Annotated in this window: 22 protein-coding genes; 2 read left to right on the forward strand and 20 right to left on the reverse strand. The window is 36.7% G+C overall.

Features of this window, described 5'->3' with window-relative positions:
• Positions 1-92: 92 nt before the first annotated feature.
• From KDN24_RS23925 to KDN24_RS23980, 12 genes are all read right to left on the reverse strand, one after another.
• Positions 93-956, reverse strand: coding sequence for a hypothetical protein (locus KDN24_RS23925; protein ID WP_491348199.1), 864 nt, complete (start codon positions 954-956; stop codon positions 93-95).
• Between the two features lie 148 nt (positions 957-1104).
• Positions 1105-3000, reverse strand: coding sequence for a TniQ family protein (locus KDN24_RS23930; RefSeq protein ID WP_491348200.1), 1896 nt, complete (start codon positions 2998-3000; stop codon positions 1105-1107).
• Positions 3001-3219: 219 nt separating this feature from the next.
• Positions 3220-4413, reverse strand: a complete 1194-nt coding sequence (locus KDN24_RS23935) for a PDZ domain-containing protein (RefSeq protein WP_409973333.1) — start codon at positions 4411-4413, stop codon at positions 3220-3222.
• 446 nt (positions 4414-4859) lie between these two features.
• The gene (locus tag KDN24_RS23940; protein WP_409973461.1) at positions 4860-5840 is read right to left on the reverse strand and encodes a FecCD family ABC transporter permease; all 981 of its coding nucleotides are present in this window, start codon (positions 5838-5840) and stop codon (positions 4860-4862) included.
• Positions 5841-5893: 53 nt separating this feature from the next.
• Entirely contained in the window at positions 5894-6940 is a 1047-nt protein-coding gene (locus KDN24_RS23945) for a FecCD family ABC transporter permease (RefSeq protein ID WP_409973332.1), read from the reverse strand.
• Positions 6941-6953: 13 nt separating this feature from the next.
• Positions 6954-7772, reverse strand: coding sequence for an ABC transporter ATP-binding protein (locus tag KDN24_RS23950; protein WP_409973331.1), 819 nt, complete (start codon positions 7770-7772; stop codon positions 6954-6956).
• Positions 7773-7979: 207 nt separating this feature from the next.
• Positions 7980-9428 (reverse strand): S41 family peptidase, encoded by a 1449-nt coding sequence (locus KDN24_RS23955; protein ID WP_409973330.1) that lies wholly within the window; start codon positions 9426-9428, stop codon positions 7980-7982.
• Positions 9429-9601: 173 nt separating this feature from the next.
• A complete protein-coding gene (locus KDN24_RS23960; RefSeq protein ID WP_409973329.1) occupies positions 9602-10354 on the reverse strand; it encodes a Rossmann-like domain-containing protein in 753 nt (250 codons plus the stop codon).
• Between the two features lie 186 nt (positions 10355-10540).
• Positions 10541-11434, reverse strand: coding sequence for a permease-like cell division protein FtsX (gene ftsX / locus KDN24_RS23965; RefSeq protein WP_409973328.1), 894 nt, complete (start codon positions 11432-11434; stop codon positions 10541-10543).
• Positions 11424-12110 (reverse strand): cell division ATP-binding protein FtsE, encoded by a 687-nt coding sequence (ftsE, locus tag KDN24_RS23970; protein ID WP_409973327.1) that lies wholly within the window; start codon positions 12108-12110, stop codon positions 11424-11426. The genes ftsX and ftsE overlap by 11 nt, the downstream gene beginning before the upstream one ends.
• Positions 12111-12593: 483 nt before the next feature.
• The gene (gene cccB / locus KDN24_RS23975) at positions 12594-12938 is read right to left on the reverse strand and encodes a cytochrome c551 (RefSeq protein WP_409973326.1); all 345 of its coding nucleotides are present in this window, start codon (positions 12936-12938) and stop codon (positions 12594-12596) included.
• Positions 12939-12990: 52 nt separating this feature from the next.
• Positions 12991-13851, reverse strand: coding sequence for a YitT family protein (locus KDN24_RS23980; RefSeq protein ID WP_409973325.1), 861 nt, complete (start codon positions 13849-13851; stop codon positions 12991-12993).
• A gap of 253 nt (positions 13852-14104) precedes the next feature.
• On the opposite strand from KDN24_RS23980, the gene KDN24_RS23985 reads away from it, so the two are divergent.
• Positions 14105-14707 (forward strand): hypothetical protein, encoded by a 603-nt coding sequence (locus tag KDN24_RS23985; protein WP_491348201.1) that lies wholly within the window; start codon positions 14105-14107, stop codon positions 14705-14707.
• A 119-nt stretch (positions 14708-14826) separates the two neighbouring features.
• On the opposite strand, the gene prfB is transcribed toward KDN24_RS23985, so the two are convergent.
• The 4 genes from prfB to hpf all read right to left on the reverse strand — a co-directional run bounded on the left by prfB (position 14827) and on the right by hpf (position 20686).
• Positions 14827-15928, reverse strand: a protein-coding gene (prfB, locus tag KDN24_RS23990; protein WP_409973323.1) for a peptide chain release factor 2 whose coding sequence is annotated in 2 segments (ribosomal slippage) — positions 14827-15855 and positions 15857-15928 — 1101 coding nt in all. Because the reading frame shifts where the segments join, the coding sequence is not laid out codon by codon here.
• A gap of 224 nt (positions 15929-16152) precedes the next feature.
• Positions 16153-18663, reverse strand: a complete 2511-nt coding sequence (secA, locus tag KDN24_RS23995; RefSeq protein WP_409973322.1) for a preprotein translocase subunit SecA — start codon at positions 18661-18663, stop codon at positions 16153-16155.
• 502 nt (positions 18664-19165) lie between these two features.
• Positions 19166-20011 carry a DUF1028 domain-containing protein gene (locus KDN24_RS24000; protein WP_409973321.1) on the reverse strand — a complete coding sequence of 282 codons (846 nt, stop codon included), beginning with the start codon at positions 20009-20011 and terminating at the stop codon, positions 19166-19168.
• 123 nt (positions 20012-20134) lie between these two features.
• Complete coding sequence (gene hpf / locus KDN24_RS24005) at positions 20135-20686, reverse strand: ribosome hibernation-promoting factor, HPF/YfiA family (RefSeq protein WP_409973320.1); 552 nt, start codon at positions 20684-20686, stop codon at positions 20135-20137.
• A gap of 470 nt (positions 20687-21156) precedes the next feature.
• On the opposite strand from hpf, the gene KDN24_RS24010 reads away from it, so the two are divergent.
• Entirely contained in the window at positions 21157-22224 is a 1068-nt protein-coding gene (locus tag KDN24_RS24010) for an HD-GYP domain-containing protein (protein WP_409973319.1), read from the forward strand.
• A gap of 235 nt (positions 22225-22459) precedes the next feature.
• On the opposite strand, the gene KDN24_RS24015 is transcribed toward KDN24_RS24010, so the two are convergent.
• The 4 genes from KDN24_RS24015 to KDN24_RS24030 all read right to left on the reverse strand — a co-directional run bounded on the left by KDN24_RS24015 (position 22460) and on the right by KDN24_RS24030 (position 25373).
• Complete coding sequence (locus tag KDN24_RS24015) at positions 22460-22660, reverse strand: YjfB family protein (protein ID WP_409973318.1); 201 nt, start codon at positions 22658-22660, stop codon at positions 22460-22462.
• A gap of 90 nt (positions 22661-22750) precedes the next feature.
• On the reverse strand, positions 22751-23098 hold the full coding sequence (gene fliT / locus KDN24_RS24020) for a flagellar protein FliT (protein WP_409973317.1): 348 nt from the start codon (positions 23096-23098) through the stop codon (positions 22751-22753).
• Positions 23098-23499: a flagellar export chaperone FliS gene (gene fliS / locus KDN24_RS24025; protein ID WP_409973316.1), complete on the reverse strand. Its 402-nt coding sequence runs from the start codon at positions 23497-23499 to the stop codon at positions 23098-23100. Before fliS ends, fliT begins: the two co-directional genes overlap by 1 nt.
• 62 nt (positions 23500-23561) lie before the next feature.
• Positions 23562-25373, reverse strand: coding sequence for a flagellar hook-associated protein 2 (locus KDN24_RS24030; protein ID WP_409973315.1), 1812 nt, complete (start codon positions 25371-25373; stop codon positions 23562-23564).
• Positions 25374-25376 lie beyond the last annotated feature (3 nt).

Genomic DNA, 25376 nt, shown 5'->3' on the forward strand with positions numbered 1-25376 from the left:
GATTAATGGGGCTTGGAGAGATAGAAGGCTGAACCACTATTGGATTCAGCCTGAATTTGTATTTATTTTACTATTGAAATCAGGTCCATTTTTTATTTAGCTACTTTGTATTCTTTTAAATATTCGTTTGGAGTGTATATTTTTATTATATTACTAACCGATACAGAAACGCTTGGTTTCAATTCACAATATATTTCATCAGTATAACTACCGTGAAAGATTCCATCATTTAAAATTGATAATGACTTTTCAACAATCCATTTTCTGTTCATCAAATCAATTTCGATTTCCTCAAGATTTTCTGTATAAATCCTATGATAAAAATTTTTAACATTAGTAAGAAGTGTCTTGAACTTAATTATGTAGCATTGCTTGTTGTTGTCATTCATCCAATCATATTTTATATTTCCATCTTTCAGAAGTTTAGCTAAATTATATACAAATTCGGGATTTTCATTCACGTTTCCCCCATAATTGAGCACATTTTCACATGAAAAGAACGAATTAATTTGATAATCTTCAAACAATTTAAAACTCACCCATTCGGCAGAACCTCGTCCTAAAATACCTCGATAACCCTTGGCAATATCGTAAATTTCCCCTTTATGATGAATTTGTTTCTTCTCTAAATCTATTTGGACACCATGATTCTGTAAGTATTTATTTAATGGAGTATTTAACAATATAGCTTGTTGCAAATTAACTAGTCCATATTTTTTTATACTCGAACATTCATCATTGTTTGTTGTAACATGAAGAGATGTCATTATAAGTTCACTTGATAATAATTGTTCATCAGTTATTTGAAATAATTGAAGAAATTCATTGATATCATAACTATCCTTATTATTTGCGATATATTTACTAATTTCTCTTTCAGTTAAATTCAAGTATTTTCCGAGTGAATGTATTGTACCTTCAAAGGTTGTAAGGTCATACTGGATAGCTTTTGACAACATGGTTTCCCCCTTGTATAAAAAATTTGTTGGATTATTCTTTCATCAACTAAACTGCTTCGTTAATTGAAGAAAAAGTGACGGATTCAATTACAACTAGCTCTTCATGAATTTTTATATGCCTAGAACTGGATTTTAATAAAAATTTTTAAATATTTTTATCCCTAATGGAAATAATTTCTGATATCCTTTCTTCAACATCTATCTTAGGTATATCTTCCATAATGGGCCCTAGATCTGATTTTCTATAGATGTATCCAGTTCCGCCATTTATTATAGGACCAGAAACAGGAAAAATCCCTTTTTTTAATAATGTATCCAGTAATTTAATACTTGAAGTTTTAAATCTATTCATTAATTGAGCCATAGTTACATAGTTATTAACAAATTCCTCTATTTCGTAGTAAGAAAATTCATTAGTGTTCTTTTCAACCCCTAAAAAGCCAAATTTATTCCAAGATGACATATGGTGTTCAGGAATTTTTATCAATTTACTCACTTCCGTTGTATTCAAATTAATTACTTTTTCAATAAATTTACTGTACCTTGTTTTTTTTATGAAAGATATACTTTCCTCTAGATCAAAGAAATAGCCTTTAAATGGTTTTTTTCCAGGTACTTTATATATATTTATAAATCCATTTATCAGTACTTCTATTAATTCAATAAAGGTAATTCCTTTAGCCCCAGCACGGTTAAAAAATTTAGAAAAGGAAATAAATTTTCCCTCTGAGCTTTGTTCTTCTGAAATAAAGATTAAATTATTTTTTTCTATTTTATTTATTAGTTGTTCACCAAATCTTATATCGTAATAAGACTTTGTATTATTTCTTTCACTAAATAACTCTATTCTCTTTATCCAATTATTTTCTTCGAACAAATTTATGTGTTTAGGATTCAATCCAATTGACTCAGCCAACTCTTTTTTATAGACTATAAACTTCTTATATTCCATAAAATTTTCGAGTGATTCAAAGGTGATACTTCTAGTGATGAAGTTATCATTATGTACATAAACATACTCTTCCAGTACACCGTTTTCAACCAGGTTATTAAAAAACTTTATAGACATATTAGTCATCTTAATGGCCTGTGTCCTTGAAATTAAATTAACATGACTTTTATTGTGCTTTCCAAAAGTCGTCGGCCTTTTTGTTTGGTCTTCTACATATCTTCGAAATTCCTCAATGAAAATATGAAATTGAGGATCATATAATTTTGTATAAAAATCTCTTTTTATATTCTTTAAGAACGTTGGATACTGCTGATTTCTATCTAGAAAATCTCTAAAGTTAAATGGCCAATCTATAAACAAATCATAAATAGAAATAAGCTGTTCAAATAATTCCACTTCTTGAGTATTAATTTGGTTAATTCCAATTCCATTTCTACCTAAATTGATTCTATACCAAAAGGAATTGATTAGTTTGGTTAAGGAATAATACGAAAGTCTTCCCAATATTGAATCATTAATAATTTCATATAGCTGCTTTCCATAAAAAGCGTTCATGATAATTTTACTATGCAATACTTCCCTCTCATTCAATTTTATTCTCGGTAGATTATTTAATTTAAATCCGCAATTACATTTATGAATCTCTCTCCTTATAGATGAAATCTTTTTATTGCAATTAGGACATATATTTATTAGTAATAATGAATGATTAGGACAAGCCATGTTAATTTTTAGATTCCAAACCTTTCTAATATAAGGATCTTCTTCAAAACAAGACGGACAAACCTTATCATATTCAGTATTCGCATGATCCTTGAAACTACTGGTATCACCTGTACTTTGAAAATACATAGTATCGCTATAAAACGTTAAATTCCATAGTACTTGTTCTTCTATCCTTAATAATTGACCTAATGGACTCAAATTTACTTTGTTAGGGTTTGGTTTTACTAATTGTCTGATATCTACATTGATTAAATTCGTAATCCAATATATACTCTCATATTTATTTTCCTGACATATTCTTAACAAAAAACTTGTAAAAGTTTCATCTTGATGAGGTTCAGTCGTTAACAAAAGACTCCGCATCAATTATCTCTCCTTTAATAAGATGGCTTTATGATTCAAAACAAATTAAGTAATCATTCAAAATACAAATATATTAAAAAGGAGAGACATAATCCCTCCTTTTTTTATTCCGATTATCAATGAAGTTGTGTTCCGGGAGATTCTATTTTAATTCCGGATAATAGTGAATAACCTTCCGTTAGATTTTGACATTATTCCAGAAGTTAATGAAAAATTACATCAAACCGCTTCATTCCCCTGCTTTCGATCATCCTGCACGAAGAGAATGCCTAACTCATGATGATCCCCCTCGAATAAAGCTCGCTGAACAAAACGGATTTCTCCATTGACGTCAAGAACCTCAAGCTTACAGTGCGCACGATTTTTTAATAGAGCTTCATAAAAGTCTTTTTTATCGAAAACTTTTATTCCGTTTACTTTCGTAATAAGCTCACCAATTTGTAAACCCATATGACTTGCTGGGGATTCAGGGATAATGCCTAAGATCAAAACACCTTGATTTTTTTTAGAAAAATAAAAAGGCAGGTTTTCCTCATTCAATCTTTGTTTTAATGTAATAAGTTCACGTCCGATAATGGCTAGCGTCACAACAGCAATCGAGGCAAGCGGCGACCAATACCCAGAAATAGATAGGAGTGTTATCACAATTCCAAGCTCCATGACTCTTTTTCCAGTCTTTTTCATTGCTTCAATTGGAAGCATTCCTTGTATTTGTTTATAAAAACCGATAGCAAATGGAACAAGTATGATTGAGTATGATTCACCAGCAAGCGAGAACATTGGCCACCACTCAAATGGAGATGGCAATGCTTCACCCGGAATAACTAGAAACATTGGTATGATCCAAATCCGTTTCACTTCATGAACACCTACGGTTTGGCCACGTTTGCTTTTAATTAACTTCGGAGAGGTACCTTTCCTCCCATTCTTAAAAATTAGTAATCCTTCTCCAACTATTAATAGTGCTAAGAGTACAGCTATCGCCGGAAAGACCGTCTGTTCCGAATTAGCAACAGATGTAAAGAAAGATGGCAACGGCCATTGTTGTTCAACGGCAAAAATGGTCACAAAAAAAGCAAAGCCTAATGTATAGGCTGGTGCCATCCACCTTATCTTCGTAGTCAAGCTCCATAAAAAAGTAAAGGCTGCTGTAAAAAGAATCGTCTCAATGGGAATGACTAAACCAGCAACAATAGAAATGAATGACAAGCATAGTCCAATGATCATACCTAGTGGAAGAAGTTGTCGAAGTTCAAAATAAGCATTCTCAGCACGCACATGGAAATTCTTTCTCTCCCGTTTCACACGAGAAACCCCTAATATCGCAGCAATAATAAAATAATAATAAAATAAAGGATGGAGAAAAAGCTTACCTGTCCCTTTTAAAAATTCAATTAACCACTCTTGAGCCACCCTTGTCACCAACCTTACTAAAATGTCTATCAATTTGTATGCTTTTCAACAATTTCAGAAATGTCATACTGCAGTGATTGAAAAAAATTCGATCCCATTTAAATCCAATCATGATCTATTACTCTTTATTCTATCAAAATGTTAGTCCAAATAATATGGCTATGTAATTGAAAAGCAAAAATAGCAGGGAGATTTCTCTCCCTGCTACTAATAGTTATTTTTTAAATGCTGAGTTCTAACTTTTAAATTTGTTAGGTATATACCCTATTGGATAGTTCTTCGAATGGTATTACTTTTTTGTTCAATAGACGAGCTCTATCGGCTGGTTTCCCAGATGAAATCACTTTTTTTGACATTAGCCAATCTCTATCGGCTAGTTTCTACAGATGAAAAAGAAAATCATTCTCAACAAATGAGTACACTTCTCCCCACAACAAGCAGCTTTATCAAGCCCTCGATTTAGCAAGTAAATAGAGAAAATAAGGTGCCCCAATGACCGAAACAACAATCCCTGCTGGAATTTCAGATGGTTGAACGATCCATCGTCCAATCGTGTCCGAAAGTAATAATAGCAACCCACCAGTTAATGCTGCAGCCGGAATGAGAATCTGGTGCTTGCCTCCTACTAATTGACGGGCTAAATGTGGAGCGATGAGACCAATAAAACCAATTCCTCCACTTACAGACACGCTCGCACCTGCTAGTCCTACTGCTGCAGCCAGCAAAATTAACCGCTCCTTTTCAATTGCTACTCCAAGACCTGTTGCAGATATTTCCCCAAGATTCAACGTATTTAAAACACGAGCTTTCGATAACACAATGGGTAATAGTATAAGAAGCCAAGGCAATAAGGAGAGTACAAATTTCCAATTTGATCCCCAAATACTACCCGCTAACCAAACAGCAACAAATTGATAGTTTTCTGGTGACAAACGCAATGTCAAAACAATCATTGCAGCACTAATTCCTGCAGCCACTGCAACACCTGTCAATAATAGCCTTGTTGGTGAAATGCCCTCTCCTCGCTTATAGGCAAACAAATATATAATGACCGCCGTTATTCCCGCTCCTAAAAACGCTAAAAATGGCAGAAAGAAAACCGGGACTGCTGTCGTCGATGGAAAGAAAGAAATAAACAAGATAACCGCCAATCCTGCACCTGCATTAATCCCTAAAATTCCGGGGTCTGCTAAAGCATTCCGAGAAACACCTTGCAAAATGCAGCCTGCCACAGCAAGAGCCATCCCAACTAAAATCGATAAAACAATTCTTGGCAAACGAAACTCAAATAATATTAAACTTTGTTTTTCTGTTCCCATTCCAAACAAAGTATGTAATAATTCCCATGGTGTTAGCCTAATATATCCCGTATTCATGCTAATAATAAATACACCGATAATGAACAAGAAGATGATTAATAAAATCATGTAACGTCTTTGATTGCTTTTTTTATAATGAGCTTCGATATTCTGTTTTTCAATCACAGTTCTTTTCCTCCTTTCCTCGCGAGATAAAGGAAGAAAGGGACGCCGATTAATGAAATAAGTGCGCCGATTGGTGTTTCATATGGGGGATTTACTATCCTTGCTGCAAAATCGGCTAACACAACTAATAAACTTCCGAAAATGGCCGAACATGGAATCACCCAGCGATAATCGTTGCCAACTAAAAATCGTGTTAAATGCGGCACAATTAATCCGACAAACCCGACAGCCCCTACAACTGATACTGCTGTCCCTGCCAAAACGAGTACAATGATTGCACCAAAAAACTTAATTCGTCCTGTATTCTGCCCCAGTCCAGTAGCAACCTCATCTCCAAGACTCAGTAATGTGATTGATTTTGATAGAAAAATAGCACCAATTAAAGCTACCGCTACTAATGGAAACATAATCTCTAAGTTTTCCCACTTTGTACCCGACACACCACCTGCATACCAAAAGGCCAAGTCTTGCCCAATCCGAAAGTAAATGGCAATTCCTTCACTGAGCGCAGCTAACAATGCACTAACAGCTGCTCCTGCTAGCACAAGTCGCATCGGTGTTAAACCACCCTTTGCCATTGATCCTATTCCATATACAAGAATGGCACCAATTGCAGCTCCTACAAATGAAAACAAAATAATATACATATATGGCAAACCTGGGAAAAAGGCAAAACTAATAGCAAGCATAAAAGCTGCTCCTGCATTTAATCCAAGCAAGCCTGAATCGGCTAATGGATTTCGAGTCATTCCTTGCATAATAGAGCCAGCCACCGCAAAGCAAGCACCTACCATTGCAGCACCTAATACCCGGGGCAAGCGTATTTCTTGAATAATTTGATGAGGTGTTAAATCAGCATTAAATGTAAATACTGCCTCCCAAACAGTTTTTAATTCAATATCAGCTGCACCGAAAGAAATAGAGAATCCAATCGACAATATAAGTCCTACCACTCCACTAATAAGAAGGAAGCTTGCCTTAAGATGGCGTAAACTTTTGGAAGTCTTTTGGATGTTTTCTGAGTTGGTTTCTACAACAGTCATCGTTTGTTCTCCTTTACAATGAATCTGCTGATTGTAAACACTCGGATTCTTTTGTTAATTGATAAGAAAGACAGATTGGATTTCTACTAAACGGACAAGCCATTAACTTCGCATTAATATTAAACACGGCTTGTAAATTCTCGCATGTCATCACTTTTTCAGGTGAACCCTTTGTAATAATGCTTCCATCTTTCATCGCAATCATATAATGAGAAAAACGAGAGGCATGGTTTAAATCATGAAGAACCATGACAATGGTTCGCCCTTCAACCTCATTTAATCTTTTAAGGAGTAAAAGAATATCTAATTGATGGGCCAAATCTAAATACGTTGTTGGCTCATCAAGGATTAATATTTCAGTATCCTGGGCTAAAGCCATTGCGATCCATACACGCTGACGTTGTCCACCTGATAATGCTTCAACAGGACGATCTTTTAAATCAGTTAAGCCTGTCACTTCAATTGCCCAATGAATATGATCGAAATCTTCTTTTTTCAAAGTTCCGAACCCTCGTTGATGAGGAAATCTTCCATATGAAACAAGCTCAAAAATCGTCAGGCCTGGCGGTGCTTCCGCAGTCTGTGGCAAAATTGCCATTTTCTTCGCAATCTCTTTCGTATGTAGCTGCTGAATCGCACGACCATCTAAATAAACAGCACCTTTTTGGGTTTTAAGTATTCTCGAGATCGCCTTAAGTAAAGTGGATTTTCCACAACCATTCGGACCAATAATTGTCGTAATTTGCCTTTCAGGAATTGTAACGCTTAACCCGTCAATAATCATTGCATTTGGATAACCTACTGCTACTTGATCAACGGTAAGAATGGACATAATTAGCTTCACCCTTTCACATAAAATGAAATTGATAATCATTATCAATACTAGCCTATTATAGTCCAATATTACCCTTTCAGCAACTACTTTTTCCATTTCCAACACAAACGGTGCCAGGCACCGCCCGTGGACAAAATCGGTGATTTGTCCATGAGTGGTGCCTGGCACCTTGATTTTGGCACCTTGATTTTGGCACCTTGATTTTTAGCGGGATACTATGCGCAGGGCCGTTTGGAGTTGGGTGTCGTTTTCTTCTTTTTTCATTTCGGTGAGAACTGCTTGTTCTAGTGCTATGGCTGTATTTTGATTGATTTCTCCATTTACTTCAAGTCCCGTTTGCTGTTGGAATGCTCTAACGGCGGTCACAGTAGTATCACTGAAATAGCCATCCTCCCTTCCTGGTGAGTATCCGAGGGCTGCTAATGTTTCCTGGGCATTTTTCACCTGCTCATTGTTCATATCCTTCACTAATGCTTCTCCTAGTTGAAGAGGATGCGTATTAAAGATAGCAGCCTGCTTCACTTCTAGCGTTGGCTTAATTCCCTCTCTATGAATCCAATTTCCATTTGGTGTGAGCCATTTAAATAATGTTAACTTTATATTGCTGCCATCCCCCATCGACACCGGCTGCTGAACCGTCCCTTTTCCATATGTTGTCTCGCCAATAATCATATACCCTTGTGCTTCACTCATAGCTCCAGCTAAAATCTCAGAAGCAGATGCACTCCCCTTATCAACAAGTACAACGATCGGATATTCTTTAGCCTTTGTTAAACTTGAAAAATATCGTTTCTTTTCGCCTTTTCGTCCTTCAATTTGGATATATGGTTTATCATTTGTGACAAACTCCTTTAAAATATCTCGGACTGATTCTAAAAATCCTCCTGGGTTCCCACGTACATCAATAATGAGTCCGTCTATTTTCTTTTTTTCTAATGTATTTAATTCTTTCATAAATTCTTTTGCGGTATTTTCGGCAAAGGAAGTAATCTCGATATAGCCAATTTCCTTCCCATTTTGCTTTTTCAAATTAGAATGAACCGTAATTTGCGGAATTTCATCACGTTTCACCTCAATAATTAGAGGGGCGCTTAATCCTTGGCGGGCTATTGCTAATTTAACCTTTGTACCCTTCTTCCCTCTAATTTTTAGAGTGGCTTCAAATAAATCTAAGCCTTCAACACTTTCACCATCAACCATCAATATTCGATCCCGCGGCTTTAAACCAGCTTTTTCAGCAGGCGAATCTTTGAACGGAGAGACAATAATTATTTTCCCGTCCTCCTTGCTGACCTCAGCCCCAATCCCTTCAAATGAAGGCTCTAAAGACTCATTAAATTGTCTTACTGTTTCCTGATCCATATAGACAGAATTAGGATCATCAAGGGTTGCCAGCATCCCTTGAATCGCTCCTTCGATAAGTTGATTTTCCGCCACTTCTTCGACATAGCTATTTAAAATTAAACTATACGCCCTTTGGATTTTCTCTATTTTTTCCTTACTAACTGCGGCTGTCTCTTGCTGATTATTTAATCCTCCAACATCTAATGGCTTGACCTCTTGCTGATTAAACCACTGCAGCCCAAGAAAGGTGCCAAAAGCGCCGGTTAATAACGAGCCAATCATGCAAAGCATGAGCCATTTCTTCTTCAAACCTTATCCCCCTTCCTAACTAAAAAATAGGACTATTTTTTTGTTCGCTACATGCAGCTAGAATCCTCTTTAAAAAATAAAAAACATCCCACAAAGGAAATGGGATGTCTTTGCTAATAAAATATATGAATGAAATGGACGAGTTATGAAGGCAGATTTATAAAAAGTACTAGTTAAAATGAAAATCCTTTCCTTGACATATTTATGTATTTGATCGAATTGCGAAAAGTTCGAACACCTCCACCTTCCTGAACACAGCGAAGGACTCTATCCTCTTCTTCCACAATCAATCCGCTAATAATATCAACGCCCATATCAAATAAGACTGGTGAAAACGGAGTACTCGGACCTATCATAATCGTCACCGCATTTTTCGATAATTCAAGTAGTCTAGGTGCTGTTTTATTAATAAGTGTCGACGAAGTGAGCAGCACTACATCCTGCTCTGGAAGTATGTATTCCGCTGCAGGATCAGGTAAGTCGCCAGCAGTAGGCTTTCTTTCTAATATGGTTAATTCACATTGCTCCGCAAGCTTACCCATATTTCGAAAATGTCCGATAACTGCTACTTTTTTTCCTTTTGCATTTTCAGCAATTAGATCAAAGGCACTTCCTGCAGGTAATTGGCGGAAGCCGCTTTGTTCCATTTTTAAAATATGTTCATCATTGTTTAAAACAGAGTTAATCGCACTCAATCCGATGGAAGCTTCGAAAAACTCCCATGATTTAATCCGTTTTGCTAATTCCTTCACTGTTTTTCCTTGACAGTTTCCTGACAGAGGGGATGGCGATAGCGGTCGGCGCGAGCTCATTGCTAAACCTATTGATTTAGAACGGGCTGCCGTCCAAGCTAATCCGACGATCATTTCAGACACAACTACATCATCTTCAACTTGATCGATGAGTGAATCATATAACTTCCACATATTATCCTCCTATTAAAAAACACAATCAGGCTTAGCGTATTAAGATCTCTCTAAAGGCTTCAGCCTTTAGAGAGATCCAATAAGTCAGCGTTACTAAGTCCTTTGTTTAACACAGCCTCTTTAAAAAAAGCCTCAAAGAGAATAAATCTCTTCAAGGCCACAGCGTTAAAATTGCCTTTATATATATTACACCTTTAAGAACTTCCTAACTGACATTAAACTACCCCAAACTCCTATTAGTGCACCTATTATAATTAGCAAGCCTGATAATTGATAAACAAAAGGGTTAAACTGGAGCAATTCAATATCTATTCCCTTTAACTTGAGTGCCAAGAAATCGAATGTATACCGATAGGATGTGGTGATTAGTACGATCGGCAATACTGCACCGAGAATCCCAAGCCAAAATCCTTCAAGAAAGAAGGGCCACCTAATAAAGGTGTTTGTCGCTCCAACTAATCGCATGATTTCGATTTCTCTTCTTCTAGCCATAATCGTAATTTTGATTGTATTTGAAATTAAAAACATAGCTGTAAACAACAAGCCGACAATGAGCACAAGTCCAATATTTCGGCTTAGCTTAATAAAGGAAAAGAGCTTTTCTATTTTCCCTTGACCATATTTAACTTTTGCTGCGTATTCCAATTTTTCAATTTTTTCGGCAGTTTTTATCGTATCTGTCGGATTTTTCGTTTTTACTACCAATACATCATTCAATGGATTATCCTGTTCAAACAATTTATAGGCTTCTCCATCTTCCCCAAAACTTTTAATTAAATTATCCAGTTCCTCTTCCTTTGGAGAAAAGCGAACTGTTTTTACTTCTGGGATTTTTTCAATCTTTTGTTGTAAACTTTTCTGATCTTGTTCATTTGCCGTAACATCGATGTGAACGCGAATCTCTACTTGCTCCTCGAGATCTACTGCGACTTTATTAAGATTCATCATAATGACGAAAAACACACCTACTAAAATGAGCGTTACAGTGACGGCACTCACAGAGGCAAAGGTCATCCATCCATTTCTAGCAAGGCTTTTGAGACTTTCACGAAAATGACGGCGCAAGGTTCTAGCTTTCATAGCCATATTCCCCTCTCTGCTCATCACGAACGATTTTTCCGCTTTCAATCGCAATAACACGATGTTTAATCGTATTTACGATTTCCTTATTATGTGTGGCCATCACGACTGTCGTTCCCCTTGTGTTAATTTCATCAAAGATGTTCATAATTTCCCATGATGTTTCCGGATCAAGGTTTCCTGTTGGCTCATCGGCAATAACAACCTTTGGTGCGTTTACAATTGAGCGAGCAATTGAAACACGCTGTTGTTCTCCCCCTGACAGCTCTGTTGGCAACATCCGTGCTTTATGCTTCAAATTAACAAGATCTAACGTTTCCATCACTTGTTTTTTAATATATTTCGGTTGTTCTTCTGTCACTTCGAGTGCAAAAGCTACGTTTTCATAGACTGATAAAGTCGGTAGTAATTTAAAATCTTGAAAAACAACGCCAATATTACGACGAAGAAGAGGTACTTTACTATTTTTTAATTTTGCAAGGTTTACACCATTAATCATAATCGTTCCACTTGTTGGCTTTTCTTCTCTGTACATCATTTTGATAAAAGTAGATTTTCCCGCACCACTAGGTCCTACGACATAGACAAATTCTCCTGGTTTAATGTGTACATCAATTCCATTCGCAGCAATTACACCGTTCGGATATTTCTTATATACATCTTGCATTTCGATCATTTATTATACCACCCAATATCTATTGTCTTCATAAATGTTTTAGAAATAACTTAAAGCTAATGTATGATAAATCGAATTATTTTTTCGACAAAATTCTTCTTTCATTCTTGTACATAAATAATTATAACATCATATTTTGTCAAAAACGCTGAAATAATATTACATTTTCTTTTCAAAGAAGCTGTTACATGGCATAATTACCTACCAATGGACTATTTTACCAAAACCACAATGACTATATGGAAATATTTATAAAGGTTGGATTTAATAACTACATCAGTGCCGAAAGACATGTAAATGGGATTCGATGAAGGGCTTTTAGGATTACTCATAAAAACATATGTGGTGCAAATGATCTGAGGGATTTCTACTATATAAAAAATAGGGTGATTCCATAAAAATAAAAGGATGAAACCAATAGATTTCATCCCAAAATGTACTTCAATTTGGTTTATATGTAAATAAAACCAAATTCATTTTTAATTACTTTTTAGCAGCTAACCATTCAGCCACTTGTGATGCTTCATCGCCTTTTAATAGGCCTGCTGGCATTGCACCTTGACCATTAGCAATGATGTTTTCAATATCTTCTTTTGAGTAAGTTGAGCCAGCTTTATCAAGAGCAGGTCCCACACCACCTTCAAGATTTCCGCCGTGGCAGCTAGAACATTTTTGATCATAAAACTTTTGAGCGTCGCCAGCATTAGCTGTTGTTTCGCCGCCAGTCGTTGTACCTGTATCTTTCTCTTTTGAAGTGTCAGTACCGCCACCACAGGCAGCAAGAACAAGAGAAGTACCCATAAGAAATGCTAGAAGCTTTTTCTTCACTGTAAAACCTCCTATTGGAAAAATTACATACTACAGCTACATTATACCAATTTTAAACCCGTTTGAAACCCTCTCCAAGTACCTCGGATGCATCGGTAACAATAACAAATGCTGTAGAATCAATACTCTTGACTAATTGTGTCAATTTCGTGAACTCGGTTTGATCTACGACACACATGAGGATTGGACGTTCATTATCAGTATAACCACCGTATGCTGTTAGTTTTGTCACACCTCTATCAATTTTATGCAAGATTCCATCTCGAACTTCACATTGTTTCTCTGTAATGATAAAAATCAATTTCGAACGGTTGAAACCGACCTGAACAAGATCGATTGTTTTACTCGTAACATAAAGACCAATTAAGGCATAAAGTCCTCTTTCAATATCAAATACAATGGCTGCCGTAAGGACAATTAACCCATCAATTAGCGCGACACAAGTTCCTAAAGTTAATCCCGTATACTTATTAATAATTTGTGCAGCTAGATCTGTCCCTCCTGTCGAGGCTTTTCCTCGAAAAACAATGCCAATTCCAATCCCAACTCCGATTCCGCCAAATAGGGCAGCTAGCAACGGCTCATGTGTCCAGGCTCCAAATCCCTTTGTTAAATAAACAATAAACGGCAAAAAAACAGTTCCAACAAGCGTTTTTGCACCAAATTGTTTCCCTAATAGAACGACACCTGCTATAAAAAGCGGAATATTAAAAGCCCATTGTACATAAGCAGGCTCCCAATTCACGACAGCAGCTAATATAGTACTAATTCCACTTACTCCACCTGAAGCAATTTGATTCGGAAGCAAGAACACATTAAACGTAATCCCTACAATAGTAGAACCAATAAGTACAGATAAGTATTCCTGCAGAGTAAGAAACTTCGAATTATCTACTATATTATTTTTCCCCATATATTATCCCCTTATTTGAGCGTTCATTCCTATTTATGATTGAGGGAAATCTTCTATCATGTGCCTAGTTTCCCCAAAGTTACCAGCGTGAGTATAGCATGGTACCGTTATTGTGTAAATGCCATTGGACTACTGTGTTAAAGGGTAAAAAACTCTTTTCAAGATGATTGAAGGAAACATGTTTAAGTATTATCTTCTAAACAGAACCTATTTACAAATCTGTGCTATAATGTCGAAAAGAGGAGGTGAAATAATGGAGAAGATATTAAATGAAATTTTGTCCCAACTAAAAGATCATACACGAAGATTCGACTCCATTGATGAGCGATTGGATGCAGTTGATAAACGATTTGATGCTATTGACGAGCGATTCATAGCTGTCGATGAACGATTCAATGCTATTGACGAACAATTCATAGCTGTCGATGAACGATTCAATGCTATTGACGAACAATTCATAGCTGTCGATGAACGATTCAATGCTATTGAAGAACAATTCTTGGCTGTCGATGAACAATTCATTGGTATAAATGAAAGACTTTATGTGGTTGAAAATGAAATGACTGAGATAAAAGGAAGACTTTCTGTGATTGAAAATGAGATGACTGAGGTAAAAGAAAGGTTAGGGAATGTCGAGGTCGGACTTCACAACCTTCAAGAAACAGTCGAAAATCATGCCACCGAGTTTAGAAGTCACTTTAAGCATATAGAAACAAAGTTGGAACAACAGGAAAAAACTTTCCGAGTTATAGTAAGAGAATTAATTGGGACAAAAATCGATATTGAATACTTAAGTAGAAAAAGTGGAATCCACGAAACACAAATTAATCAGCTTCAGAAAAAAATCTGCGTCTAAAATTCACCTCGTCCCTACCACATCTTAGGCAAACGCCCATTATTTCAAAATTTAAAAGCCTTTGCCGATTTTCAAATGATCCTCAGCAAAGGCTTTTCTTTATATCATCATACAATTGTTTAACTTAATTTCGAACGAAGGAACGCATCAATGAAGAGGTCAATCTCTCCATCCATGACTGATTGGGTATTCCCAACCTCGGTATTTGTTCGATGATCTTTAACCATTGAATATGGATGGAAAACGTATGAGCGAATTTGACTTCCCCAGCCGATTTCCTTTTGTTCGCCGCGAATGTCTGCTAATTGCTGCTCCTGCTCTTCAATTTTTCTTTGATAAAGCTTCGACTTTAGCATTTTCATTGCGTGTTCACGGTTTTTAATTTGTGAGCGTTCTGTTTGGCATGTTACGACAATCCCGGTGGGCAAGTGTGTAATCCGTACTGCTGAATCTGTCGTATTGACGTGCTGTCCACCTGCACCACTTGAGCGATACGTATCAATTTTCAAGTCCTCTGTGCGAACATCAATATCAATCTCATCATTAAATTCAGGCATCACGTCACATGAAACGAAGGATGTGTGGCGGCGACCCGAAGAATCGAATGGTGAAATTCTTACAAGGCGATGAACTCCTTTTTCCGCTTTTAAATAACCATACGCATTATGACCTTTAATGCTGAGTGTGACGCTTTTTATTCCGGCCTCATCACCAGGTAAATAATCAAGAGTTTCAACTTTAAAGCCTTTCTTTTCAGCCCAGCGGGTATACATCCTTAAGAGCAAGGATCCCCAATCCTGTGATTCAGTTCCACCAGCACCCGGATGAAGTTCTAAAATTGCATTATTTTTATCATATGGCTCACTAAGAAGAAGCTGAAGCTCAAACTCATTGAGGCGTTTCGTCATTTCCTTCAATTCCTGTTGAAGCTCGTCTTGCAGTTCCTTGTCTTCTTCCTCTTTTACAAGCTCATATGTTAATTCCAAATTTTCATATGTTTCATTTAAATCATACAGCTCATTGACTTGATCCTTTAGTCCATTTAATTCACCGATAACAACCTGCGCCTTCTGTTGATCATCCCAAAAGCCAGGTTGAAGCATCGTATCATCGAGCTCTGCAATTCTTGCCTCTTTGTTTTCTAAGTCAAAGAGACCCCCTAAAGTCCGCCAATCGCTTAGCTGTTTTTTCTAATTCATTTCGAATATCTGCTAATTCCATTTCATCACCTCTAAAAAATTTGATGTTAATTATTTATATGGCCTTTTGTTAAACATACCTGCTGATTTCCGCTCCAATCAACAAAATGGCAAAATTACTTTAATACAGCCTTTAGTAATAAAACAATAATAAAAAAACAAAATGAAAGCTGGCTCAGCCAACTTAAACAGCTTTGCCAGCCTTTAAAAGCTAGGTTCTGTCCTAAAAAAATCTTCTCGCTAAAGTTAATTAGCACCACAGCAGTTTTTATATTTTTTCCCGCTTCCACAAATACATGGATCGTTGCGCCCAACATTAATTTGCTTAACAACGGGCTTTTTCTTAACCTTTTCTCCTTCTTCCTTCGGGTTAACAGCTTGACCTTTTGCGACTTCCTGACGCTCAAGGTTATTGCGAATTTCAGCCTTCATAATATATTTAGCAACATCTTCTTCCACAGCTGCAATCATATGCTCAAACATCGCAAAGCCTTCCTGCTGATACTCGCGAAGCGGATCGATTTGGCCATATGCGCGAAGGTGAATACCTTGGCGCAGCTGATCCATCGCATCAATATGATCAATCCATTTTGAATCAACTGCACGAAGAACGATAACCTTTTCGAACTCACGCATTTGTTCAGATTGGAGGATTTCTTCTTTTTCATTATAACGTTCTTTTACTTTCGTAAAAATCATTTCTGTTATTTCTTCTGGATCTTTGCCACGAAGACTATCTAACGTAATGTCTCCTTCATGTAAAAGGTTGCCGTTTACATAATCAATAAGGCCCGGCAAATTCCATTCTTCCTCATCGGTGCCAGCAGAAGCAAATGCTGCGACATTACGTTCAAGCGATGTTGAAATCATCGTTTCGACGATATCACGAAGATTCTCAGATTCTAATACTTCATTACGCTGTGAATAAATAATTTCACGTTGTTGACGAAGTACATCATCGTAAGAAAGAAGCTGTTTACGTGCATCAAAGTTATTGCCTTCCACGCGCTTCTGAGCAGATTCAACCGCTTTTGAAACCATTTTACTTTGAATTGGCTGAGAATCATCCATTCCGAGACGCTCCATCATCGATTTCATGTTGTCAGAGCCGAAACGACGCATTAATTCATCTTCCATTGATAGATAGAATTGCGTAACCCCTGGGTCACCTTGACGTCCAGAACGTCCGCGCAGCTGGTTATCAATCCGTCTGCTCTCATGTCTTTCTGTGCCAATTACAGCTAAACCGCCTAATTCTTTAACTCCCTCACCGAGCTTAATGTCGGTACCACGTCCAGCCATGTTTGTCGCAATCGTTACTGAGCCTTGTTCACCTGCATCAAGTATAATTTCGGCTTCACGCCCATGATTTTTCGCATTCAACACATTATGACGAATTCCCTTTTTCGTTAAATATTTCGAAATCAATTCAGAAGTTTCAATTGCAACTGTCCCTACAAGAACAGGCTGTCCTTTTTTGTTCCTATCTGCAATATCTTCTACAACTGCTCGGAACTTTCCATCGACAGAAGAATAGATTAAATCTGCACGATCATCACGGGTAATCGGACGATTCGTCGGGATGACAACAACATTCATATTATAAATATTGCGGAATTCCTCTTCCTCTGTTTTGGCAGTACCTGTCATACCAGCTAGCTTTTCATACATCCGGAAATAGTTTTGGAATGTAATCGTTGCTAACGTCATACTTTCATTTTGAATTTCAAGCCCTTCTTTTGCCTCAATGGCTTGGTGAAGGCCGTCACTATAACGGCGGCCTTTCATAAGGCGGCCTGTAAACTGGTCTACAATGACGATTTCTCCTTCTTGCACAACATAGTCAACATCAAGATGCATGCTTGAATGAGCTTTCAATGCCTGTGTAATATGATGATTCAATGTTACATGCGAAATATCAAATAAATTCTCAATTCCGAAAGCACGTTCAGCCTTCGTCATTCCTTCTTCAGTCAGCTGAACTCCTTTTGTTTTTTCATCATATGTGTAATCTTCTTCTTTTTTCAACGTACGGACAAACCCATTTGCTTGAATATAAAGAGCCGTCGATTTTTGGGCTGTTCCGGAAATAATTAAAGGTGTACGAGCCTCATCAATTAAAATCGAGTCAACCTCGTCAATGACTGCATAATAAAGTGGACGCTGTACCTTTTGTTCTTTATAAAGGACCATATTGTCACGCAAGTAATCGAAACCAAGCTCATTATTGGTGCTGTACGTAATATCAGCGGCATAGGCTGCTTGTTTCTCTTCTTTTGTAAGACCGTTTAAGTTAAGGCCCACTGTCATTCCTAGAAATTCGTAAAGCTGACCCATTTCATTCGCATCACGACTAGCAAGGTATTCGTTTACTGTCACAACGTGAACACCTTTGCCTGATAAAGCATTTAAATAAACAGGCATCGTTGAAGTTAATGTTTTTCCTTCCCCTGTTTTCATTTCCGAAATATTTCCGTCATGAAGAGAAGCGCCCCCCATTAACTGAACAGGATAAGGATAGAGGCCAAGTACACGTCTCGCCCCTTCACGAACTACGGCGAAAGCCTCGACAAGCAAGTCATCAAGTGTTTCACCTTTTTGATAACGTGCTTTAAATTCCTCCGTCTTTCCACGAAGTTCATCATCAGATAGCTTTTCCATCTCTGAAGCAAGCGCTTCAACCTGCTCAGCGGTTTTCGTAAGTCGTTTAATTTCGCGTTTATTTTGGTCGAATACTTTATTTAAAATCCCAAGCATTTAAAACGCTCCTTTATATTAAATATGAGGTCGATAATCCCCAACTTAGTAATATTTTTTGCAATTAGGTTTGTGCTTCTGAAATGATAACAAGCTCTCCTATTAGAAAAACTTGGCATTCGCCAAGTCCTTTCGGCGAATGCCTTAGCTTTTCTTATGCGGTGTGATTAGCAGTAATTTATTTGAATGTAATCTTACTTTAGCATATTAATAAGCTTAAACTTTCCTACTAGCCGAAAAAAAGATTCGCTTCTATCCAGCAGAATCCTCTCAAGAAAATTCGTATTATTCCTTATTAATATTACCACTTTCAGTTTTGAGTGACAACTAATGCGAGGTTAAGTGTAATATTTAGGAAATTTTTGGGTGGGCAAGCCATGACATGATTTGAAACATTTATATTTTTTTAAGGCTTTTTTGGTTTTATCAGCGACTTTTCGGTTTTATCAGCGACTTTTCGGTTTTATCAGTGACTTCCCATTTTATCTGCTGCTATCATCGTTTATTGCTTTTGTTTTTTCATATGTGCAAGTAAATCTAGATCCATTTTTCCGCGAGTCTGTTCACGTGCTTCGAAATTTTCTTTATGTATATAAGCTGTTAATCCATTCAAGAGTTGTTCTTCATTATAGTCTGATTCTATATATTGTAGACGAATTAATTCTCTAGCAAGCTCTGTTTTCACTTCCCCTTCAATCTGCACGATGTTTTTGGCCTTGGCTGGGGCAAAATAAAGCTGCTGTAGCTGATAAATTCGCATAAGCTCCTTGATTGGCTCAGGATGATCGTCGACACGCAAATCAATATAACGATCATTAAATCCACCATAGCCACCTTTTTCTTTTACAATTAATAAAGCTGAAGATTGTTGGCCTCGACTATCGCCACCAGCCTGTTGGCCTGCATCTAAGGCAGCAAGAAGCCGATCAGCTAAAGCTCCTTTCGAACTTTCAAAGGTTTTGGCCATAGCCTGAACTGTTCGTTCATCAACTAATATATTTCCTTGTGCTGCAAAATAAGGACCCACTATTCCGCCGGCCCACTCATAACAGCTTGCCCCGGTAAAAGTAGCTGGATTGCCGTTTACGTCAATGATACCAACTTGACGCAGCCCTTTCTGCTGATCATCTTTTGTTATGAGCTCCAACGCTTCCTGTGCTGTTTTTCCTTGCTCGATTAACTGGAGCGCCATCGGACCATATGATGTATTGGCAAACGACTGAGTTGCGACTGCACCGACTCCAGCTTTTGCAAACGGAACGACCGCACCGACTCCAAGAAATTTAGACTGGACGGCAATGCCCCATTCTTTTTCATTTGGATCAAACCCAACAATCGAAAACGTCATTTACATTCAGCTCCCTATTTTGATTAAAAACGGGGTCACTCACAATAACCTGAAACTCAAGCCCATTAAATGCGGGATAAAGTAAAAACCCCGCACTCGATGAATACGGGGTTGTCACTTCCATTACTGTGCTTCAATTAAGCCATAACGGCCGTCTTTTCGCTTATATACTACGTTAGTTAAGCTTGTTTCTGCATTTGTAAATACATAGAAGCTATGACCTAACATATTCATTTGTAAAATGGCTTCTTCACTATCCATTGGCTTTAAGTCAAAGCTCTTTTGGCGAACGACTTCAAGCTCATGCTCCTCTTCGATTGGAGTTCTTTCTGATTCATCCAGTGTTACGAACATCGCTGGAATATTCCCTTTTTCACGGAATTTACGGTTTACTTTTGTTTTATGCTTGCGGATTTGACGCTCTAATTTATCAGAAATTAAGTCAATCGCTGCATACATATCATCGTGAATTTCCTCTGCACGAAGAACTAAATTCGGCATTGGAATCGTTACTTCTACTTTAGAAGTCTTATCTTGATACGTTTTTAAGTTTACATGAACAGTTGCTTCAGGAGATTCTGTAAAGTACCGTTCCAACTTCATCACTTTCTTCTCAACGTATTCTCTAATTGCTGGAGTTACCTCAATGTTTTCACCACGAATGTTAAAATTCATATGTGAACTCCTCCTTTTCATTATGCAAATACTGAGCGCCTCTTTCAGGCCTGCCAATGTCGTCTTGGGGGTTCCTTTCCAACAACGCTTAGCCTTAACTTAATAAGACTATATGAATATATTTCTATTTTACCCCATAAATCTCCTGCTAGTACTCGAAAAAAATTTGAGGAATTTGTCGTTTTTGTGTAGGGCTTAACTTAAAGGGATATAGCTAATTATTTCACATAGGCACAATTATCTATTATAAAAATCCAACCGTTACTTTTAGCATAAATGTGGTTCTGAATAAGATAATTCGTTTTACCCATTTTTGCTAATATGCTTTATTTAAGTATATTTATTATTTGGAAAATGGTAAATTTGATGTGGGTATATTTATATAAGTTGGAAATATTTATTCGAAACATACAATTAATAAATGATTATCTTTATATACAGAATGGGAAATTAATTGGAGTGATTTTAATATGGAAAAAGTAAATATATCATTTGATTTAGTAGGTCACCCACTTGGTGAAGACATCTATTCGGAACAAGGAATCCTTTTATTAAAAAAAGGAATCATTTTAAAAGAAATCCATATTCTACTGCTTCAAAGATATCGCTTCGGGACGAAGGTAGCTGTAGATCTTGATACGTTAAGCTCAACCTTCCATTGGAAAAAGTCACCTAGTGTCGAACCTTATAAGTCTTTTCATTCTTTTGTAAAAAATACTTTCGAAGCACTATTAATAGATAAAAATATTGATCTTACACCGTTGAAAAAACGCTATCATAAGCTAATTGATTTATCACTTTGTGACTTATCCATTTTAAAGGTTCTTAAATCGGAAGTAGAAACAGAAGAGAAATTTTATCAACATTGTATTAATGTCGGTATATTTTCGGCCATTATGGGGAAACTGCTTGGCTATAATCGAAAAGACTGCCTTTTACTAGCAGAAATGGGACTATTCCATGATATCGGAATGATACGCTTGACAGACGACGTAAACAGCATGGATTTTGGGCAAAATGATGACGATTTAAAAAGAATTCAAGAGCATACAGAAATGGGTTATCAATTGCTAAAGTCAATCCCTGATTTAGAGCCGATCGTTCCGATCGCTGCTCTGTATCACCATGAACGATTAAATGGAAGCGGATACCCGAGTCAGCTGAAGGAAAAGGATATTCCGTTATTTATCCAAATTATTTCCACTGCTGACTACTTCAATCGGATGAGGATGAAACATCGTACAAGTGAGAAAGATTCGCTTGTTCTCGGTGCATATGAGCTTGTTGACGCAGCCCATAATCATTTATTAAATCCAGGAATTGTCACTCCGTTTGTTAAGTATATCATGAGGCAAAATCTTCTTGAAAAAGTAACATTAAATAATGGAGAAGAAGCCCAAATTCTCTTTATTCACGAAAACGAACCACACCAGCCTTTAATAAAAATTCATGATGAATATTTCGATTTACGGAAGGACTCATCAATACGAATAAAAGGTGTTGCGGGAAGTGAAGATTTTAAAGAGCTTATCCATTAGGAAAATCGAAAAAGTCAATGTTTAATATCTTTTCGAGGGCTCATGTTAAAAATAAACATGAGCCCTCTATCTTGATAGAGAATGAATATAGTGTTTAATGCTCTAGTAGACACCGTGCTGTCTATACTAAAGTTGAAATTCCGTTTGAACATTCCATGAATATCTATAACATAAAGTATTCTTTTCTAATGCATCAAAAAAGAAGCAACCAGTTATGGGTGCTCCTTTAGTTCTACTATAATTTTAAATCAATATTGCCGCCTAAATGTGGCTGTGCTGCATGCTGCAGAGCTTGTACATCTACTTCGGAAAGCATTTTATTAAGCAATTCTGCATTTCCTTCCCCTTGATCCATTGCTTTTTTCAAGATGGAAATAGAGGCTTGCTGCTGGAATTGATTTTGGCTTAAAGCCATTGACATGAGAGCTACATCCATATGAGAACCTCCCTAAAATACATTTACCTTTACACTTGTCCGTCTTAGAATAATCCCATTATCATGAATATATCAGACAACACAAGAGTTCTACTTTTTCTTATCTAAATACATTCCATCAAAGGATATGTCACCATAAGGATCCACATATTTACTTGTTTTCTTCTTCTGTAATTGAAGAATCTGCAAATCTTTTTTTATTTCATTTTGCCGATTTTCCAATAGCGACTGAATTTTCGTCTCAAGCTTAATGAGCTCATCTTTTGAACTATCTTTGAGTGAATGCAAATCTGGCATATGACTAAGCAGCTGCCCTCTTTCATCAAGCAGTTGCTGGACTTTTTCAATATAGGCTTCTCTCTCATCTGTTGAAAATTCAGATTGCAAATGGGCTAGTAGATCCTTCGTTTTCTTAATAAAAGCTACTAAATTTTCCATTAAGCTTGTCCGCTTTCAACTAACTGTGGCTTTTTAGCCAATTGAACAGCCTGCTTCCAAGTATCACGGAATTCAACGACATACCCTTCAACTTCATTTAGAATATCCACACTGTTCTTCGTATTCGCCTCAATTAATCTTCGATACAAGTAATCATACATTTGTAAAAGGCTAGTGGAAAGCTCAACCTTCATATCTAATGTAACCATTAATTCTTGAATAATATCTTGTGCTTTTATGAGATTCGTATTACGCTGCTCTACATTATTTTCATCGATCGCCATTTTTGCAAGCTTAATAAATTTTAAACAGCCATTAAAAAGCAGTACCGTTAACTCTCCTGGTGAAGCCGTATTGACCGAATTTTGCTTATAAGCTTGATATGGTTTATTCGCTACCAATGTTTTCACCCTTTTTCATTTTTTTACGCATGGCTGTGTTGTATGAACTAAATCAGAGTGAATTATTTTTGATTACCCAGTCCTAATTGCGCCAAAAGCTGACTAGATTGGTTATTTAGCTGTTGCATTGCTTTTTCCATTGAGTTAAATTGATTCCAATAGCGTGCTTCCTTCTGTTTTAAGCGCTCTTCCCAAGCAGCAATACTGCTATTCATTCTTAATATATCTTTACCCATTGAATAGTTATGTTCGGTTTTGAATGTATTACCAGCTTTTTCTTCTATTTTCTTCATTGTATCAGAAATCGAATCACGAAGTCTACGGGCAAGCCCTTTTTCACTATGCTTGTCAGATCCCTCTGCCATAAACAGCTGGTATACAGCATCAGGATTATCCTCTATTGCTGCTTTTAATTTCGTTTCATCAATTTCTAATTTACCGCGTTCGAGATAATCTTTTGTCGTTTTAATCCCAATTTCCGTTAACTGGTTGTATTTATTATCTGTTAACGTTCTTTCATTGGCGGTTACTTCGGCATATAGGTCTGTCCGCATTTTTGAAAGACCGGAAGATAAAAGTGAATCACGGCGAAGTAAGCCACTCTTCGCTTTTTCCTCCCACTTATCAATGTCTTTCTCATTCATTGCCGCTTTTTGCTCATCCGTTAAAGGTGAAAATGCACGGTAGCGCTCTTCTGTTAATTTTCCATTTATTTTTCCAATAACCTCATTATATTTGTCAACGAACTCTTTAATTGTTTTATAGATTGCCTCTGTGTCAGTTTTGACGTTAATAGAGGAGGATTCATCACCAACTGAATTCTTTTTTAGTATAAATGTTACATCATTCATTGTGAAGGTGTTGGATTTACGAGTTGTTTCTAGACCGTTAATCGTAAATTTAGCATCTGTTCCATGGCTTTGTGCTGATAGTTGTAAAACATCCGTGAAAAATGAAGCCGAATCTCCCGTAAAGTTAATGGACTTATTATCTTTCACTAGTTCTCCAGTTTCTTTACGCTGGGCAACAACTCTATCAGAGCCGCTATCATAAAACATGTTAACGCCAACATTCGATTTATTTATTTCGTTAAATACACTATTTAAAGATGTTGTAGCTGAATATTTAAAATTAGATTCACGTTTATTTACAGAACCATCTTCGTTATATGTTTCAATATTAAATTCTAAATAATTTTGCTTAAAGGATATATCGAAAGTCTTCTCTTCTTCTAATTTTTCTCCAAAAGAAACTCTTCCAGTTTCATCGTTAATGAATACTTCATTAGCTTGAAGATCTTCAGGCTTTGCATTGCCTACTCGAACAGTGTAATCCTTACCATCAACAGTAATCGTCGAAGGTAAATCGGAAATGGCTCCTAAAGTTAATTGAAACTCAGTAGTTCCACCTTTTGGGACTGTGAATTTATTTACTAATTCTTCACTTTGTTTAAAATCTAAACCAGTCAATTTATCTCTTTGTGACCATAAACTCTTTGTTGGATCAATTTTTCCTTTATCATTGCTAATCACATTTGTACTTTGTACTCTTGCAGCTGTTGCCAGCTGCACATTTTTAATATCATACGATACATTCCCAGCATCAGCCCCAGCTGTTGCAGACACAAAGTCTGAGTTGGAGCTTGTCACCGCTCTTGTCAACATTTTTGATTGACGATAAATTCCATCAAAAATAAAATCATGAAATTCTTTTAGCAATTTATTCATGTCTCGAAAATCGTCACGCTGCCATTCCAATACTTGCTTTTGTTGTTTAACTCGATCTAACGGCATTCGCTCTGCTCTCATCATCGAATCAACGATCTCTTGCGTATTCATACCACTAGCCAAACCTGTAAAACGAATTGATTCCATTAT

This window comes from Cytobacillus sp. Bva_UNVM-123 (genome assembly GCF_046351715.2).
Taxonomy (GTDB): domain Bacteria; phylum Bacillota; class Bacilli; order Bacillales; family Cytobacillaceae; genus Cytobacillus.